This is a genomic window from Nostoc cf. commune SO-36, from assembly GCF_023734775.1.
GTDB classification, from domain to species: Bacteria; Cyanobacteriota; Cyanobacteriia; order Cyanobacteriales; family Nostocaceae; genus Nostoc; species Nostoc commune_A.
The window spans coordinates 4,020,663-4,037,719 of the sequence record NZ_AP025732.1; the positions used below are offsets into that span (position 1 = coordinate 4,020,663).

The 17,057-nt window shown below is 41.1% G+C and carries 13 protein-coding genes and 3 pseudogenes; 4 read left to right on the forward strand and 12 right to left on the reverse strand.

Annotated features, from left to right (window positions below):
• Positions 1 to 20 precede the first annotated feature (20 nt).
• Positions 21 to 1,379, forward strand: a complete 1,359-nt coding sequence (locus ANSO36C_RS18155) for a sensor histidine kinase (RefSeq protein WP_251955676.1) — start codon at positions 21 to 23, stop codon at positions 1,377 to 1,379.
• A gap of 45 nt (positions 1,380 to 1,424) precedes the next feature.
• On the opposite strand, the gene ANSO36C_RS18160 is transcribed toward ANSO36C_RS18155, so the two are convergent.
• The 3 genes and pseudogenes from ANSO36C_RS18160 to ANSO36C_RS18170 all read right to left on the reverse strand — a co-directional run bounded on the left by ANSO36C_RS18160 (position 1,425) and on the right by ANSO36C_RS18170 (position 5,301).
• A complete protein-coding gene (locus ANSO36C_RS18160) occupies positions 1,425 to 2,504 on the reverse strand; it encodes an ATP-binding protein (RefSeq protein ID WP_251955677.1) in 1,080 nt (359 codons plus the stop codon).
• 7 nt (positions 2,505 to 2,511) lie between these two features.
• Positions 2,512 to 3,668 (reverse strand): annotated as a pseudogene (locus tag ANSO36C_RS18165) (FIST signal transduction protein).
• 136 nt (positions 3,669 to 3,804) lie between these two features.
• A complete protein-coding gene (locus ANSO36C_RS18170; protein WP_251955678.1) occupies positions 3,805 to 5,301 on the reverse strand; it encodes a glycosyl hydrolase family 57 in 1,497 nt (498 codons plus the stop codon).
• Positions 5,302 to 5,735: 434 nt separating this feature from the next.
• On the opposite strand from ANSO36C_RS18170, the gene ANSO36C_RS18175 reads away from it, so the two are divergent.
• Positions 5,736 to 6,974: a ScyD/ScyE family protein gene (locus ANSO36C_RS18175; protein ID WP_251955679.1), complete on the forward strand. Its 1,239-nt coding sequence runs from the start codon at positions 5,736 to 5,738 to the stop codon at positions 6,972 to 6,974.
• 31 nt (positions 6,975 to 7,005) lie between these two features.
• Here ANSO36C_RS18175 and ANSO36C_RS18180 read toward each other — a convergent pair.
• A pseudogene (locus tag ANSO36C_RS18180) lies at positions 7,006 to 7,829 on the reverse strand (SDR family NAD(P)-dependent oxidoreductase).
• A 1,098-nt stretch (positions 7,830 to 8,927) separates the two neighbouring features.
• Here ANSO36C_RS18180 and ANSO36C_RS18185 point away from each other — a divergent pair.
• Positions 8,928 to 9,248 (forward strand): hypothetical protein, encoded by a 321-nt coding sequence (locus ANSO36C_RS18185; protein ID WP_251955680.1) that lies wholly within the window; start codon positions 8,928 to 8,930, stop codon positions 9,246 to 9,248.
• A 207-nt stretch (positions 9,249 to 9,455) separates the two neighbouring features.
• Here the strand turns inward: ANSO36C_RS18185 and ANSO36C_RS18190 are convergent.
• The 8 genes and pseudogenes from ANSO36C_RS18190 to ANSO36C_RS18225 form a co-directional block, all read right to left on the reverse strand.
• Positions 9,456 to 11,601: pseudogene (locus tag ANSO36C_RS18190) on the reverse strand (peptidase domain-containing ABC transporter).
• A 101-nt stretch (positions 11,602 to 11,702) separates the two neighbouring features.
• Entirely contained in the window at positions 11,703 to 12,002 is a 300-nt protein-coding gene (locus tag ANSO36C_RS18195; RefSeq protein ID WP_251955681.1) for a collagen-like protein, read from the reverse strand.
• A 701-nt stretch (positions 12,003 to 12,703) separates the two neighbouring features.
• A complete protein-coding gene (locus ANSO36C_RS18200; RefSeq protein WP_251955682.1) occupies positions 12,704 to 12,994 on the reverse strand; it encodes a hypothetical protein in 291 nt (96 codons plus the stop codon).
• Between the two features lie 77 nt (positions 12,995 to 13,071).
• Complete coding sequence (locus ANSO36C_RS18205) at positions 13,072 to 13,344, reverse strand: hypothetical protein (protein ID WP_251960490.1); 273 nt, start codon at positions 13,342 to 13,344, stop codon at positions 13,072 to 13,074.
• 77 nt (positions 13,345 to 13,421) lie between these two features.
• Positions 13,422 to 13,694, reverse strand: a complete 273-nt coding sequence (locus ANSO36C_RS18210) for a hypothetical protein (RefSeq protein WP_251955683.1) — start codon at positions 13,692 to 13,694, stop codon at positions 13,422 to 13,424.
• 77 nt (positions 13,695 to 13,771) lie between these two features.
• The gene (locus ANSO36C_RS18215) at positions 13,772 to 14,044 is read right to left on the reverse strand and encodes a hypothetical protein (RefSeq protein WP_267145325.1); all 273 of its coding nucleotides are present in this window, start codon (positions 14,042 to 14,044) and stop codon (positions 13,772 to 13,774) included.
• 77 nt (positions 14,045 to 14,121) lie between these two features.
• Positions 14,122 to 14,391: a hypothetical protein gene (locus ANSO36C_RS18220; protein WP_251955684.1), complete on the reverse strand. Its 270-nt coding sequence runs from the start codon at positions 14,389 to 14,391 to the stop codon at positions 14,122 to 14,124.
• Between the two features lie 46 nt (positions 14,392 to 14,437).
• The gene (locus tag ANSO36C_RS18225) at positions 14,438 to 14,743 is read right to left on the reverse strand and encodes a hypothetical protein (protein WP_251955685.1); all 306 of its coding nucleotides are present in this window, start codon (positions 14,741 to 14,743) and stop codon (positions 14,438 to 14,440) included.
• 836 nt (positions 14,744 to 15,579) lie between these two features.
• Between ANSO36C_RS18225 and ANSO36C_RS18230 the strand changes: the two genes are divergently transcribed.
• Entirely contained in the window at positions 15,580 to 16,911 is a 1,332-nt protein-coding gene (locus ANSO36C_RS18230) for an HlyD family efflux transporter periplasmic adaptor subunit (RefSeq protein WP_251955686.1), read from the forward strand.
• Positions 16,912 to 17,057: the final 146 nt, after the last annotated feature.

A 17,057-nucleotide genomic window follows, 5' to 3' on the forward strand; every position in this document is an offset into this window, starting at 1 on the left:
TGAAAAAATCAGGATGTCTAGTGCCAGAAGAATTCAGCTGCGAAATCTCACCGCCATTTTTGTGTCTTGGTAGCGATCGCGATCTTGATTTAGATTCAACTCTCCAAGAACTACCAATGTACAACTTCTCGGTGGAAATCAACCACACCGCTATGGAAGTGGCTAGTTTTTTGGAAAAATATCCTCTGTTACCAGGAGTAATTTTGGTAGAACAGGGACAGTTCATTGGCATGATTTCGCGGCGGCGACTGCTGGAATTTTTGATTCGCCCATTCGGACAAGAGTTATTTGTTCAGCAACCATTAGCCGTTCTTTACAGTTATGCGCGGACATCAATTTTGTTGGTTGCTGATACAACATCGATTTTAACGGCGATGCAACTTAGCTTAAAGCGATCGCCAGAATTGTTAGCAGAACCAATTGTAGTACAAACAGAATCTGGTGCTTATAGATTGTTAGATGTCCAAGAATTAAGTATTATTTCTTGGCAAATTCGGGGAATCGACAATCTGATTCGGTATGAACGCAGTCAAGCCCAAATGATTCAAAATGATAAAATGGCAAATCTAGGGCGCTTGGTAGACGGCGTAGCGCATGAGATTTTAGACCCAGTGGGTTTTATTTGGGGTAACATAATTTATGTTTCCAACTACAGCCAAGATTTACTCAAGCTGATCGCGGCTTACGACAAAGAGCTACCATCAGTTTCCCAGGCAATTAATCAAATTAAAGAAGAAATTGAATTTGATTTTTTAGAACAAGATTTGTCGCGATCGCTTGCAAGTATTCGCACGGGAGCGGAGAGATTAAAGAAACTTGTAACTAGTTTGCAAAACTTCTGTCATATTGATGAACTTTATCCCAAGCCTGTAGATTTACACGCCTGTATAGATAGTATTACTTTATTAATTAATAGCCGTCTTCAAGGAGAAATTGAAATCGTCAAATATTACGGTCAGCTACCTCCAGTATATTGCTTTATGGGGCAGTTAAACCAAGTTTTGATGAATATTTTAAGCGAAGTTGTGGATACTTTACTCAATGAAGCAGTACGGCAACAGTTGCATTTAGAAGAGACAAAAACTATTCAAAAGCCTCGAATTGAGATTACCACAGAAGTTATTTCGCAAGAAGCAAGCAATCCAGATGCACCAGATTCTCGCTGGATTTTAATTCGCATTGCTGACAATGGCTCTGGAATGTCTGAAGAATTACAACAGCAAATTATAGAGTCTTTTTCTAGTGAAAAGAAGAATGGTAAAAATACTAGTTTAGCTGTAAGTTATAGAATTATTACCGGCAGACATGGCGGTAAATTGAATTTTCATTCACAGATTGGTATAGGTACAAAATTTGAAATATTATTGCCTTTAGTTTGATTGATTCTGAATTACGAATTATTAGAATACCCATCATAACGTTGCTTAGATTACTGGACAAATTTGCTGCTGGATAGGAATTTGAACCACAAACTCCGTTCCTTTTTCAGGTGTCGAAAAGAAATCTAACTTGCCGCCATGTTTTTCGGTGATGATTTGATAGCTAATAGCCATGCCCATTCCTGTCCCCTTTCCAACAGGTTTGGTTGTGAAGAAGGGGTTGAAAATCTGTTTTTGAATCGATTCAGGAATCCCAGAGCCATTGTCTGCAATCGCAATTTTTACCCATTGCGAATCAACGACAGAGGTACTAATCTTGATGCAACTGGGATGATCGCGGATTTCCTGATAAGTTCGTTGAGCATTGAGTTCTTCAAGGGCATCGAGAGCATTTACGAGAATATTCATAAACACTTGGTTTAACTGACCAGCGTAGCATTCTACATGAGATAAATTGCCGTAGTCTTTGATAATCTGAATCTTTGGGCTTTTATCAGTGGCTTTCAGGCGGTGCTGCAAAATCATCAAAGTATTGTCGATGCCTTCATGAATATCTACGGCTTTGCACTCACTTTCATCCAGGCGCGAGAAGTTACGCAGTGACAGCACAATCTCTCGAATCCGCTCCGTCCCGATATTCATTGAGTGCAATACCATAATCGCGTCTTTTTCCAAAAACTCTAAATCGATAGTTTTGCGTTCGGTTTGAATTTCAGCAGGTGGGTTAGGAATATAACGGTGATAAAGCTGGACAAGTCGTAATAAGTCATGGGTGTATTGGCTGATATAGCTGAGATTTCCATAAATAAAGCTAACGGGATTGTTAATTTCGTGAGCAATCCCAGCCACCATTTGACCAAGGGCAGACATCTTTTCGCTTTGAATCATTTGAGCTTGCATTTGATGCAAACTATCTAACGTATTTTCTAACTCTTGGCCTCTTTGCTGCAAGTTTGTTTGAGATTCTTCTAACTCACAAATGACTTTCTTAAGTAAAAACTCCTTTGTTGCAATGTCAGTTTCTAACTGGCGGCGTTCGTTTTGGCAGCGTTCCAGCTTTTTTTGCAAGATGCGGTTTGTCTTTTCCAACTCTTGGATTTGTATGGAATTGTCTTGGTTATCCATACACTACTCATTTTGTCCCTACTAACAGTGTTACAAACGTTTTGTTATGAATTTGGGTTTGACTTCTACTCACTAAAGGAGCAATTTCACCATAAGCATAGAAACCACAACAAGGTAATGCCTTTGGTAAATGAGTTTGACAAGCTGATATTCAAGCCTTGTCAAAGTTCCCAGAATTCGCCGACGAGCTGCACAGGAAATAAGTAACGCTGCTGTTGGCTCCACACCGGGATAATCGGCAAGAGCATTCTTCAAAGATGTCTCAGAAGCTGACAGAATATCGTCACGAGTTGCATCAGTAATTTGCACAACTGCCTGTTCAGGAATATCTAAAAAAAACTTCACGCTACCAGACTGTTGATCGTAGCCATTGGGTGCCCGCAAATAGAAATGATTTTGATCCTCAAAAACTGCCAGAGCATAGATAGAATAGTTGGACGCAAATCTTTCTTCACCGAGATAATGCTGATAGAAATCTAAGGCGCGCTGTCCATCAATTTCATAGACGACGTTACCATCCACTTTAGTTACACGGCTACGTTGGCTGATGGGAGTCCAACCACAAGCAACTCCGTGAGAAAATTGTAGTTTTCCAGAAAATAGTAGCACTGGAACTGAATCACTCAATACTTCACCTTGGAAGAATTGATAGGTTTTGTCAAAGGTGTAGTCATCGGCAGTCATTCCGCCAATGATGGGAATATATTCTCCCAGGCTTTGTTTTAAAGCTTCTAAAATTAAAACCCCATTGCTGGTTAGACTATCAGGGAAGGTAAGGCACAATTGTGGTACAGATGCACTCTTTGCCTTAGCTTGGGCGATCGCTTCTTGGGCTGCAAGGGCTGGATTTTTGGATGCTCCTCGTCCAATCCCTGAGTGAATTTCCACTTCATCGGTAGCAAACAGCATTAAGGTCAGAGAATCTTGCTGAAACTCCAGAATTGAAGAGATCTCTCCATTTGTCGTTCCACCAATCAACTCAATTCCGGGAAAAGCATCTTGGATACGTTGCAAAATTAACGCATGATCAAAGTCTATAGCAGTGAATAAAATTCCAGCCTGAGGAAGGGAGCCGACAAGGGAACGGCTACATTCTTGAAGAACTTCAGCGATCGCATTTTGAGAGTCAGGATCGTCGCTATGGCCAACAAAAACTCGAAACACAACTACCTCATTGTAAGTTTAAATACCAAGTAGCTAATATAATTCGGATATCAGCACCCAGCAACTTACACTTAGATTTCCCATTTACTTGAACTAAATCTCAATCTACCTGACTTTTATCTCCCCAATCCCCAATTCAATTCATCTGCAATAAATTTTCGCCACGTTGGTAAATTTCCCGTGCGTAATCAGTCCAAGCGCCTTGTCCCCAATAACGAAAACAACTGGTTTGCAGCAAAAGGTTATGTAGAAGAACGTTACGGTATTGAGATTGTCTAGTGAATGGTTCTGCTGAATCAGTTTGCAGTAATGGATCAATTTTTTGATGGAATAAACTACTTAACTGATACATCGGAGACAACACATTTTCATATCCTTTTACCCAACTGATATGATTTGTCCATGAGGCTCCATCCAGATGAAAATTAGAGTCTATTTGCTTCAATTCTTGAATCGCGTTCTCTACAGCTTCCAGTTGATTATTTTCTGGTGAAACTCGCTCCCAAATTTGATGTTGTCCCACCGGCTGACAAGTTGGATATTCTTCAGGTTTGCATCCAGCAGCTTCGATTAATTCTAAATATTCTGTCCCACAGATCCCAACAACACCTGATTTTCCTTCGCCATGATTTACCATATCCCACCAAGCTTGTTTAAAAGCGCTAGGAAATTCATTCATCATCACGCCGCCATTTTCGCCATCGCCAATTTGACTAACTATTGGTGGTACAAAAACACTGCCAATTTGTTGTTTTGATAAGGTTTTTGCTTCATAATAAGGCTGCATCTGGGCAACTAATTTAGTATCCGAACCTTGGGTTTTAATTAAGGCTGTAATGCTAATTGTTTCACCTTGAGAATTGCGGGCAACCAGACGATGTGGTAAATGTTTATGAGTGAGAGATTGACCAGTAAGAGTTTCTACAGAATGTTCTTGAACCAGTAGCCAGCGATATCCACATTCTTTCAGCGCTTTCACAAATTCATAGAGAGCATCAGGGTGATTTGGTAGGTGCATTTCTGGGGGCGAAAATCCTTTGACTCGCGCTAGTGCTTCCCAACCAAAAATTGCGGCGAAGTGATGTTGCCATGCAACGATATGTAATTTAATATCTGCTATGGGTGTGGAAGGAATAACTGCATGACCCCACATAGTACCCAGCCACTCTACATAAGGTTGGTAGGTGCGATCGCAAGTGATGCGTTTCAGATTATCGAGAACATCACCGCGTCCCATTTGTCGCAGTCCCCACAGCAGATTACCAGAGTAATCCAACATTACACGCGGATTGCAACCTTGATTGACAAGTTCAGGGATCAAGTCTCCCATGCGGCTGTAACAACGGGCAAAAGGATCTGCATTGTGATTATCCCCTTCATGAGGATGTTCAAACATATATTGCAGATTACTGATAAGTGTACTGCCATTTCCAGCAGGTATAGTTGGTTGGTGCATGTGTAAGGCGATCGCAAACACAGCATTTACATCTTCTAAGCGGATGTTTGTTGTTGGTAAAAATACTGGCTGATCGTGGTTAACTACAGAGAGAACCTCTGTTTCCCAACCAGATATATTCGGTAAGCCATCAATGATTTCGGGCAAAGGAGTCAGTGTTGTAGGGAAGGAAAGCATTTTTGATTGCTCCGAAACAAGGTATGTCTAAATTATGCGATCGCCCAGCAATTTCTGATCTGCAACTTTATGTATTAATGTAAACTGCGATCGTCTTGTAGTCCCGCACTATAATTCAACAGTTCGGATCTAATACTTGTATAAAAAGTGTTGGAAAATATACAGCTATCCTATTTAATTTTGTTGCTAGTGGCGTACATTTGTACGCCCCTATAGCCAATTCATTATGTTGCAAAGATTTTTGGAAATGGTATGATACAACTCAAAATTAAGAAAATTAGATTTCATCTGGGTTTCTGAGTTTGAATCTGTTTCCCTCTTTTAAGTAAGCTGTAAAATCCATAAAAAAGATACACGGTAAATATTAGTATTTATCAACATAAGATTTTCTATTCTATCTTTACTTACGCGAATTTAATTTTAGGACAGGTCTAATGAAACTAAAACAATTTGGAATTACATTTTTGAGTGTTTCTATTACTGCTTTTTCGGGAATGAAAGCAGCAGAGGCGGCATCGTTTTCGGTAATTGCCGATGGTCTTAATAATCCACGGGGTCTAAGTTTTGGTACTGATGGAAGTCTCTACGTCACCGAAGCAGGAACAGGCGGCAGTGGAGCTTGTGTTCCTTCACCGAGCGTTGCAAACCAATCTTTATGTTATGGCACAACTGGTGCAGTGACAAAAATTGGAAATGGTACGCAAGAACGCATACTTACAGGACTTCCTTCTTTAGCATTACCAGATGGTACTGATACTTCTGGGCCTCAAGATATCAAATTTGATGCTACTGGCAAGCCTTATATTGCAATTGGGTATGGTTCAAATCCCACATTTCGCGCCACATTAGGTAACACTGACTTAGGAAAAATTATCACTGCTAATTTCAATACAAATTCCTGGACTAGTGTTGCTGATTTAGCTAATTATGAACTTGCAAATAATCCAGATCAAGGCGATCTAATTAGCAATCCCTTCTCTCTTCTTTTAGATGGGAATAACATTGTTGCAGTTGATACTGGTGCTAATGAGTTACTCAGCGTAGGTACTGATGGCAGTAATTTAAAGGCGATCGCCACAATTCCCAGGCAGACATTAACTAATCCAATTTTTCCCTCTGGCGCATCATCATCGCCATTTGAAATCCAAGCAGTACCCACAAATATCGCTAAAGGCCCAGATGGCGCTTATTATATTAGCGAATTAACTGGTTTTCCTTTTCCAGAAGGTGAAGCAAAAATCTATCGAATTGGTGCTGATGCTCAACCAACAGTTTATACCAATGGCTTTACCCAACTTACTGACTTAGATTTTGATACAGAGGGTAATTTATATGCTTTGCAGTACGCTAATCAATCACTCTGGAAAGGGAATCTAGATGGTTCTGTAATTAAAATAGCGAGTGATGGAACTCGCACAACTATTCTGAGTGGCAATGGATTAGAGTCTCCTACTGCTTTGACTATTGGTGCTGATAATGCTATCTACGTGACAAACCGAGGCGATCGCCCTGGACTTGGACAAGTTATCAAAATTGAGAATCCCAAATCTGTTCCTGAATCTACTTCTACTTTCAGCTTATTAGCATTTCTTGGCACTGTGAGCGTTACTTTGTTGCACAAGGGTAAAGCCAAAAGACTGAAGATTTCGGACAAGTTTGTTCAGGAGTGTTGAGTTAGCGATCGCTCTCGGCATCTCCCCTTCTCTACGAGACGCTACGCGAAGGGATAAGTTTTTCAATCAGCCGTTGTCTGCTTGGTGCTGGCGGTGTTGCTATTCGTAAAATTAGCTCTAACAGCCAAGGGGCAAAGCGTTGACACAACACGGCTAAATGACTTTGCCATCCGACTAAAATTTCTGATGAATCATTTTGCATTCCGGTGACGAGGGCTTTAGCTACCTGCTGGGGAGTCATAGGGATCACCCAACGAAATAATTTTAAGTCGCGCACCATGTCTGTGTCTGTCAGGGTAGGCAGCAATGCAATGACGCGGATATTGTAATCAGCTAGTTCCTGGCGCAAGGCTTGGGTAAATCCTAAGATAGCAAACTTAGTTGCTGAGTAAGTCGCCATCGTCGGTGCAGCCACCTTCCCCATCAGACTCGATACTATTGACAATTGTTCCTTGTCTTTGGCTAGCCATGCGTCGAGCAATCAGACTAGTAAGGTTGTACATCCCTAACAAGTTTACAGAGAGTTCTTCTTGGACTTGGGGCATTTTGGATTGCAAAAACGAACTTTGGTATGCGACTCCCGCACAATTAACCAGCAGGTGAATCTGCCCGTAATTGCGCCATAATTGGGCAACAGCGATATTTACTTCAATTGTTTGAGTCAAATCTAAGGCGACGATCGCAGTTTCTGTGCCCATCGTCTCAATTTCCTTCTGCTACTTCGACTAACTTTTGGCGATCGCGTGCTACCAATATCATCCGCTTGATGCCTTGTTGCGCTAATTCGATGGCGATCGCTCGTCCAATTCCACGCGAAGCCCCTGTAATTAGGGCAACTTTACCTTGAATCTCCATTAGTTTTATTCTCCAAAATTTAAGTCTTACCAAACTCTTCGTTATTGCCGGTACACACAAGCAAGAGCTACTTACTTGTCGGAACAAAGTAAGACAAATAATCAATCGCAATTGAAATCAAACTGAAACTAAGCCTTTAGCAACGAGACATTTCTTGGTTAATCTGCAATCCCTCATAGTTGTCTATATGAGGCAGAACTTTCTCGTTTTAAACCCGTCAAAGCCTAACACACTTGGCTGAATGGGTATAGCTCATAGATTTTATTTCTCCTAGATCCGAGCGTTCATCAGCATCGCTGTCATACACACGTTAGCAATTAAATCAAGCTATTGCAATATTCTTTAATAAGTATTTCTTAATACTTCTTAACGACAAGTATATATATACAAAAGATTTTATTAAATAAGTTTTTATGAATCCCTCAGTATAAATATCTCATTTTCCTGACAAATAGCCCTGTTTAAGGAAATTGTGATATCTAATTCATGGTTTAGAAACAAAAAAGACACATAGCATTTTGGCTGATGGTTGCAATAGTTAGAGTTCTAAACTAACTAATATAATTGCAACAGTATATTTACTGTTTTCTTGAAAAGTAAGGTTGATGGCTTTTATTTCTTGAAAATAATCAAATAGAGCTAGATCGTTGTCTGAAATTATCTGCCAAAACTTTAGGATAAATAGTAATTTGTTTAGGTTTAGCTTTGAGTTCATCAAAGTAATGCTTGAGACTTGCCTCGTCGATAGCAAACTTCAATCATTCTCGAACACTAAGATCCCCGACTTCTTTAATAAATCGGGCATCTAACTGTAAGTCAACATGATTCCTAATTGATGATTCTGCCAAAAACTACACTCCGTGTATTTACGTAATTATTAATTATTACCCCACAGTTAAATGACTTACTCGCAGCCAAGATGGATATCAATACTGCTTGGTTAAGAATATTTGTAAGTTTAGTTGAGCGTAAGCGTTACCCAAAATCACGAATGATTTAGGACTGCTATAGCGTTTTCCAGTCTAGTGAAGTACGTCCGTAGGGGCACGGCACTGCCGTGCCCCTACACCTTGCCATATAATTTTGTACTGCATCTGAATGATAATCGCTATATACAAGCAACACATACCTCGAAGTTATGTTGAAGTACTTGAAAGTTGTGTTGAGGTACTCCAAAGTTGTGTTGAGGTACTTCAAAGTTGTATTGAAGTACTCCAAAGTTGTGTTGAGGTACTTCAAAGTCGTGTTGAGGTACTTCAAAGTCGTGTTGAGGTACTTCAAAGTCGTGTTGAGGTACTTCAAAGTCGTGTTGAAGTACTTCAAAGTCGTGTTGAAGTACTCCGAAGTCGTGTTGAAGTACTTCAAACTTTGTCGCACTGCGGTGTAGGCGTAGCCTGTCAAGAACTAATTGACGGATAAATTCCTTGTAGAGACGGCGATTTATCCCGTCTCTCTAACCGTCAAAATGAATTTGACAGACTACTAGTCCTACGCTTGACTTTTAAAAAAGTAGCGACACATTTCTATTTTTTAGGCAAAACCTACCCAGTATTAACACCACTTCCTATTCACCGTCTAAGTTGTGGTCTAAATACCTGAAAAATACTATAAAGGCCATCAGCTTAATTAAGGGGTTAAAAAGTCTAAATGGTTTCCTGGTTGGGCACGCAAATCTTCCACAGTCCCCTGAATTTGTAATTTACCTTGATTTAATAGCACAATCCAATCAGCACGGGCAATTACTCTCGGACGGTGGCTAATCAGAATCGTAGTTTTGCCTTGACGATGCAACAACAGCTGATTTAAAACTTTAACTTCACTCACAGGATCTAGTCCAGCTGTTGATTCATCTAAAATTAGGACTGGTGGATCGTTGAGGATAGCTCTTGCTATAGCTAATCTTTGCCGTTGTCCACCAGAAATATTTGAGCCAAATTCACCTAATACAGTTTGATATTTTTCAGGTAGTTTACTAATAAAATCGTCTGCCTCAGCAATTTGGCAAGCGTTGACAATTTGCTCAAAGGTGACGTGAGGAGAACCTAACCGAAAGTTTTCAATAATTGAGCGACTCCAAAAATGAGCATCTTGCGGAACTAGTACTACTTGTTGTCGCAAACAATCAAGGGCTAAATCTTGCAGATTATAAATACCAATGCGAATATTACCAGAGTTAGGTGTATATAATCCGGCAATCAATTTAGCAAGAGAACTTTTCCCACAGCCAGATGTACCAATTAGGGAAATAACTTTACCACCAGGAATAGTTAGAGAGAAATCTTCCAGTAAATCTAGTCTCCCAGCGTAGTGAAAGTTGAGATTTGTGCAAATAATATCAGCATTGGTAGGAATTTTAGCAAAGGGTTTGTTAGTATCGCCTTGAGTTTCAAGTGTAGAGTCAATAACTTCTGTTAAGCGCTGCGTAGCAGTTTTGGCACGAGTGAATTCATCTATAAATCTGATGACAGTACCAATGAATGCCAAAAAATTACCATTCATGCCGTTAAATGCCAGCATTTGACCAATAGTTAGTTCTTTACTAATAACTAGAATGCTGCCAAAACCAATTAAGCTAATGCTGCCAATACCAGAAACGAACCCAGAGAAAACATTATTAATAATTCCAATCTGAACTGTGCGGAATATTTGGTTTGATAATCGTCCAAATCGGTTTTGAAATTCTTCCCAAATTGAGGAGCAGCAGCAGTGGTTTTGAGTGTTAGCGCCCCTTTAAAGCTTTCAACAAGAACGCCCTGGTTTTCTGCTTCTAAAACCAATAGACTTCTAACTTTTTGTTGAAGTGCAGGTAGGAATACGATTGTAGATAAAGACATTACAATAGCAAATAATAAAGGCAGCAAAGGTGAGTTTCCAGCTATAGAACAGCATGAAACTTAAAGAAACTACTGCAATAAATAATTGGCTAGGCAGACTGACAACTACTTGAGAAACTAGCTGATTAATTTGTTGAATATCTTGTAATCTGCTAACAATCTCCCCACTACGACGCGGTTCATAGTAAGTCAGAGGTATTCTCAAGATTGTCCTGGCAAATTCCAGAACTAACCCTAACTCAAGCCGTTGGGCAAAATGAGGCAATGAGGTTGTATTGAATTAGTTGCAAACTACTTCCCACAAAATTCATCACTATAACGGCACCAATCACAGCACCAAGAAGCCTTGTATCGCCTCGAACTAGTACATCATCTGTAAGAATTTGGATTAGAAATGGAGAAGTTAATGAAATCAGACCTAGAACTAAAGCGCAGAGAAAAGCCTCAAATAATATGCCTCGATAAGGCAATACACGCCGCACAAAGCGCCCAAAGCCGCCTATTTTCTCATCCGGTTGAGCATAAAAGCGAACCGAATCTGGCTCTAGCAAAAGCATCACCATATCTGGCCAAGCTTCTATTAATTCTTTTCTAGAGATATAACGAATGTTAGCTGCGGGATCGGCAACTATATATTTCTTGCCTTTTTGACCATACAAAACAACCCAATGGTAACCTTTCCAGTGAATGATTGCTGGTAGTGGCGCTTGGTTCATCCGGTCTAATATTTCATTTGACGCTCTGACCGATCGGGCATTGAAACCAAGTGCCTCCGCTCCCCGCCTCAGTCCCAACAATGTTGTTCCTAATTGCCCAGTGCCTACGGCTTCCCGAATGCGATTTAGTGTAAAGTTACGTCCGATAGTGTTTGGCAATGGAAGCAAGACAAGCGCTCCACAATCTTCTTCACTATGTTGTGTAACAACTTGGTATTTCATTTCGCACTCCAGTATCAATAACATCGTGACAAAACTCAAAAAATAGCAGGGTTTTATCCCTGCATGGCTAAAAATTTGACCAACAGTCTAGTTTAGTTGTATTATCTTTTTCTTAGAGTTGTTAGTCGAGACGATAGCCTTTGTAAAAGTTCTTTTCTTCTATTAATTAGATTTAGTTCGGAACTCTGTAAATTTAGTACACCCGCTTGCCCAGATACTGCGTCTTGTCCAGACGCTCCGTTTTGTCCAGACGCTCCGTTTTGTCCAGCAGCTCCGTCTTGTCCACGCGCTCCGTTCGTTACAACTCCACTGCTACTAGCCGTGGCCTCACCACCAGACAAGTTTGCTTCTTCGGTTTGAGTTAGTGAGATAAACATGGGGGATATTTGAGTGCATTCCATAGTTAACCTTAAGTTGCTAATTATTCAGTTCTGAACTTTTGATCGAGCTGTTTTCACTTAAGATAACGAGAGCAAGTGCGTACCAAAATGGTCATGTTTGATGTCTCAACAGAAAAAACATCAGGAATTTTAGTTATATTTACCTTACTTACTCTAAACGAATAATCTAGGGTTTTCGCCCGATAAAGTCAGCTTAGTTGCTCATTTTAGATAAAGTAGATATTAGACAAGCTTGCTTATTCGTTTAGAGTAAGTTTTGTAAAAATAGTTTCGTTATCTACATCTGCAAGTTGTTGGATTGTGATGAATATTGCCAATTTCTCAAGGAACAGCGCTTATTTCCCTAGTGGACTACTCAATGGTGAACAGTATATTTAGGGAAAAGCGCTGCTGAAACTTCTCCACGGTTGCTGGTGGGCAACGTCAATGTTAAGTTTGTTTAAGAAAAGTAGATGGTAACAAAAAACTATGTAATGTTATTCCGATAAAGAACTAGCTAATGGCTGGTAGGTCAATTAGCAATTGAGGCACGTGCAAAAGTAACTTCACCTGCGGCAACAGGGTAAATTATTTAAAACGTGACGCTTGATTTCTCTAATGGTACGGTTAATCGTGTCTCTAAAGGCGCGGTTAATCGTCTCTTGAAGTTTATTGTTTCCCTTCTACTAAACCTCATAGCTTTGCCTATGGCGATGAATTTTCTATCCGTTAGAAGTTCCACCAGCTCCACCAGCTCCACCAGCTCCACCAGCTCCACCATTTCCACCATTTCCACTAGTTGTAGTTCCTCCATTAATGGGGCTACCATTAATAGGGCCGGAATTTGTGATAACAACGCCACCTATGGCAGTAGAGTCGCCGCCTCTGCCGCCTCTGCCACCATTGCCGCCATTGCCGCCATTGCTGCCATTACCGCCTCTGCCGCCTCTGGTGCCACCAGAGAAGTTAGCTTCTTCGTTGGTGCTTAATGCAGTAAACAATGTGCTTTCCATAATTTTAGTTCTCGCTTGATTGTTGGGATATAAGTCACGTCACATTTCAAGTAACAAAATCGATGGCGATGACTTTTCTATCCGTTACCAGTTCCACCAATTCCACCAGCTCCACCAGCTCCACCAGCTGCGCCAGCTCCACCAGCGCCACTATTTGTAGTTCCTCCGGCAATAGAGCTACCATTGATAGCTCCGGTGGTTCCGTCGATAACAACGCCACCTATGGCAGTAGAGTCGCCGCCTCTGCCGCCTCTGCCGCCTCTGCCGCCTCTGCCGCCATTAGCGTTACCACCACCAGACAAGTTAGCTTCTTCGTTGGTGCTTAATACAGTAAACAATGTGCTTTCCATAATTTTAGTTCTCGCTTGATTGTTGGGATTTAAGTCACGTTACATTTCAAGTAACAAAATCGATGGCGATGAATTTTCTATCCGTTACTAGTTCCACCAATTCCACCAGCTCCACCAATTCCACCGGCTGCACCAGCTCCACCAGCTGCACTAGTTGTAGTTCCTCCAGCAATAGGGCCACTACCATTAATAGCTCCGGCGGTTCCGATAAAAACGCCACCAGTGGCAGTAGAGTCGCCGCCTCTGCCGCCTCTGCCGCCTCTGCCGCCATTGCCGCCATTGGCGTTGCCACCACCAGACAAGTTAGCTTCTTCGTTGGTGCTTAATGCAGTAAACAATGTGCTTTTCATAATTTTAGTTCTCGCTTGATTGTTGGTATTTAAGTCACGTCACATTTCAAGTAACAAAATCGATGGCGATGACTTTTCTATCCGTTAGAAGTTCCACCAGCTCCACCAACTCCACCAATTCCACCGGCTGCACCAGCTCCACCAGCTGCACTACCTGTAGTTCCACCAGCAATAGGGCTACCATTAATAGCTCCGGTGGTTCCGTCGATAAAAACGCCACCAGTGGCAGTAGAGTCGCCGCCTCTGCCGCCTCTGCCGCCTCTGCCGCCATTGCCGCCATTGGCGTTACCACCACCAGACAAGTTAGCTTCTTCGTTGGTGCTTAATACAGTAAACAATGTGCTTTCCATAATTTTAGTTCTCGCTTGATTGTTGGGATTTAAGTCACGTTACATTTCAAGTAACAAAATCGATGGCGATGAATTTTCTATCCGTTACTAGTTCCACCAGCTGCACCAGCTGCACCAGCTCCACCAGCTCCACCAGCTCCACCAGTTCCACTAGTTGTAGTTCCTCCATTAAGAGGGCTACCATTAATAGGTCCGGCGGTTCCGATAAAAACGCCACCAGTGGCAGTAGAGTCGCCGCCTCTGCCGCCTCTGCCGCCTCTGCCGCCATTGCCGCCATTGGCGTTACCACCACCAGACAAGTTAGCTTCTTCGTTGTTGCTTAATGCAGTAAACAATGTGCTTTCCATAATTTTAGTTCTCGCTTGATTGTTGGGATTTAAGTCACGTTACATTTCAAGTAACAAAATCGATGGCGATGAATTTTCTATCCGTTACCAGTTCCACCAGCTCCACCAACTCCACCAACTCCACCAACTGCACCAACTCCACCAACTGCACTAGTTGTACTTCCTCCATCAATAGGGCCACTACCATTAATAGGTCCGGCGGTTCCGATAAAAACGCCACCAGTGGCAGTAGAGTCGCCGCCTCTGCCGCCTCTGCCGCCTCTGCCGCCATTGCCGCCATTGGCGTTTTACCACCACCAGACAAGTTAGCTTCTTCGTTGGTGCTTAATGCAGTAAACAATGTGCTTTCCATAATTTTAGTTCTCGCTTGATTGTTGGGATTTAAGTCACGTCACATAAATAGTACATAAACAGTATATTTAGTAACTTTTCTGTGCCGTTAGAAATCATTATTCGGGATGTTGTTAAATTTATCAAGCAACTAAATTATTAAGAAATATGTATTACAATTACGGACAAAAGTAACACGTAGGTATGAATTATACTAATTGACTTGGAAAAACTTCTTGTTTATCAAGAAATTACAGATATTGCTAATCTTTAAACATAAATAAGTAGGTTGACGTAAATATTTATCGTTGGGATAAGGCAGTAGGCAGGAGGTAAGAGGGTTTGATTCATTAAAAATTTAGCACGTATTAACACGGATAGTAATCGGCAAAATACATTGAAATACAGTACAACAGATAAATAGAAAATAGTTTTTGATACAACTTTTTCCTAAATAAATTTCTAGAAATAAAACGGTTGGATTTGACCTTTTTCTAATAAGCACGATCACTGAAATTTGCTTGCTTATTCGTGTATTTTATACATTAGCAATTTGACTTTTTTATAAGAACGCTTTATATAGATGTATTCCAACGGGCTAAAAGATTGATTGATCTGAAGAACAAAGGCTACTCAATAATATATAATTTTTGCTCATAGATGAAGAAATGGTAAAATATTAGAAAAAATATTATAAAGATTTGGTATATGTAAAAAAATTCGCTACGCTAATTATTGTTTAGAGTAGGGTGTGCATGGATTTTGTACTTACATACCAATACATCCAGGCTAAACCTTGGTTATTGGGCTAAAGCTAGCGAGATTTTTTTGCACAACCCAAAATGTTTTTTAACGTTCATGCTCATTGACCCCCAACCAGACTTTCTCCGCCCAGTTGAAAACGATGAATATCTTCCGCCAATCAGCATCTGGACAAGGCTCGGAGGAGTATTTTTAATTGGAACTGTTGGCGCTGCCTTCGGCCTTGCAAGTTTCATTCAATACAATATAGTAGTGAAAACAGATGGTACTGTCCGTCCAACCGGAGAAATACGGTTAGTGCAAGCAGCAGCAGAGGGGACGGTTAGAAGCATTAGGGTGAAAGAAAATCAAGTTGTAAAAAGGGGAGATGAAATTTCACTCCTCTATGACACCCAATTACAAAGTAAAAAAAGCCAAATTGCCGGAAATATCCGGCAGAATCATTTACAAAGAACCCAAATCGATGCACAACTAAGAGCGCTACAGGATCAAATCACAGCTGAGTCCAACTCGATGCGGCGGGCGGTTATCTCTGCACAAGCTGATCTGAGTCGTAATCAACGGGATTACAAAGACAAGCAAATTACGACTCAGGCAGAAGTGGAAGAAGTAGAAGCCTCTGTGGAGTTATCGAGAGAGGAACTAAAGCGATATCAGCAGCTAGCAAATACTGGAGCGATCGCAGCTTTACAGATTAAGGAAAAAGAACAAGCGTTTAAAGCAGCACTTGCCAGATTAGAAGGGATCAAAACTGGACTCAATCCCACTAACGCCAATGTGGAGATCGCCCAAGAACGCATTGCCCAAGAACGGGCAAAGGGTCAGTCTATGCTTGCGGCATTGAACAAAGAAAGACAAGAGCTTATTGGGCGTCAAGTAGAAATTCAAAATCAAATCAGCAGCGCTCAAGAAGAGCTAAAACAACTCTCAACAGAACTACAAAAATCAGTAATTCAGGCTTCAGAGGCAGGTACTATTCTGAAACTAGAATTAAGAAATCCTGGGCAAGTTGTGCGGATTGGGGATGCGATCGCTCAAATTGCTCCTAGTAAAGCACCTCTGGTTATCAAAGCCCGTGTTGCCGCTTCTGATATTAGCAAAGTGCAAGTGTGTAAAGTCGTACAAGTAACAAAATGTTCAGAGGGGGAAGTACAAATGCGGCTTTCTGCCTATCCGTACCCAGATTATGGCATCCTCAAAGGAGCTGTTAGAGCCATAACCGCTGATGCTATTACATCTCAAAGTAACGGCAATCCAATTGCACCTTACTATGAGGTGACGATTGAGGCAGAGAAACTTTATTTAAAAAAGGGTGATAAACCCTATCCCATTCAACCAGGAATGGAGGTTACAGCTGATATCATTTCCAAAAAAGAAACCGTAATGACATTTATTCTGAGAAAAGCAAGGCTGCTAACAGATTTGTAGGCTTTTTGTTGTATTCCACGCCATTGAGAAGTACTCAGAATTTACGAATGTAAAACTAGCCCTCATCCCCAACCCCTTCTCCCATACTTGGGAGAAGGGGAGTCAATTTTAAAGTTCATTTCAACGTCCCTCTCCTTTGGGAGAGG

What these genes read in the sequence shown, in the direction of transcription:
- ANSO36C_RS18160 (WP_251955677.1), bottom strand. Translation starts at nt 2,504, where the DNA reads ATGGATAACCAAGACAATTCCATACAAATCCAAGAGTTGGAAAAGACA.
- ANSO36C_RS18170 (WP_251955678.1), bottom strand. Translation starts at nt 5,301, where the DNA reads ATGCTTTCCTTCCCTACAACACTGACTCCTTTGCCCGAAATCATTGAT.
- ANSO36C_RS18175 (WP_251955679.1), top strand. Translation starts at nt 5,736, where the DNA reads ATGAAACTAAAACAATTTGGAATTACATTTTTGAGTGTTTCTATTACT.
- ANSO36C_RS18185 (WP_251955680.1), top strand. Translation starts at nt 8,928, where the DNA reads ATGATAATCGCTATATACAAGCAACACATACCTCGAAGTTATGTTGAA.
- ANSO36C_RS18195 (WP_251955681.1), bottom strand. Translation starts at nt 12,002, where the DNA reads ATGGAATGCACTCAAATATCCCCCATGTTTATCTCACTAACTCAAACC.
- ANSO36C_RS18200 (WP_251955682.1), bottom strand. Translation starts at nt 12,994, where the DNA reads ATGGAAAGCACATTGTTTACTGCATTAAGCACCAACGAAGAAGCTAAC.
- ANSO36C_RS18205 (WP_251960490.1), bottom strand. Translation starts at nt 13,344, where the DNA reads ATGGAAAGCACATTGTTTACTGTATTAAGCACCAACGAAGAAGCTAAC.
- ANSO36C_RS18210 (WP_251955683.1), bottom strand. Translation starts at nt 13,694, where the DNA reads ATGAAAAGCACATTGTTTACTGCATTAAGCACCAACGAAGAAGCTAAC.
- ANSO36C_RS18215 (WP_267145325.1), bottom strand. Translation starts at nt 14,044, where the DNA reads ATGGAAAGCACATTGTTTACTGTATTAAGCACCAACGAAGAAGCTAAC.
- ANSO36C_RS18220 (WP_251955684.1), bottom strand. Translation starts at nt 14,391, where the DNA reads ATGGAAAGCACATTGTTTACTGCATTAAGCAACAACGAAGAAGCTAAC.
- ANSO36C_RS18225 (WP_251955685.1), bottom strand. Translation starts at nt 14,743, where the DNA reads ATGGAAAGCACATTGTTTACTGCATTAAGCACCAACGAAGAAGCTAAC.
- ANSO36C_RS18230 (WP_251955686.1), top strand. Translation starts at nt 15,580, where the DNA reads ATGCTCATTGACCCCCAACCAGACTTTCTCCGCCCAGTTGAAAACGAT.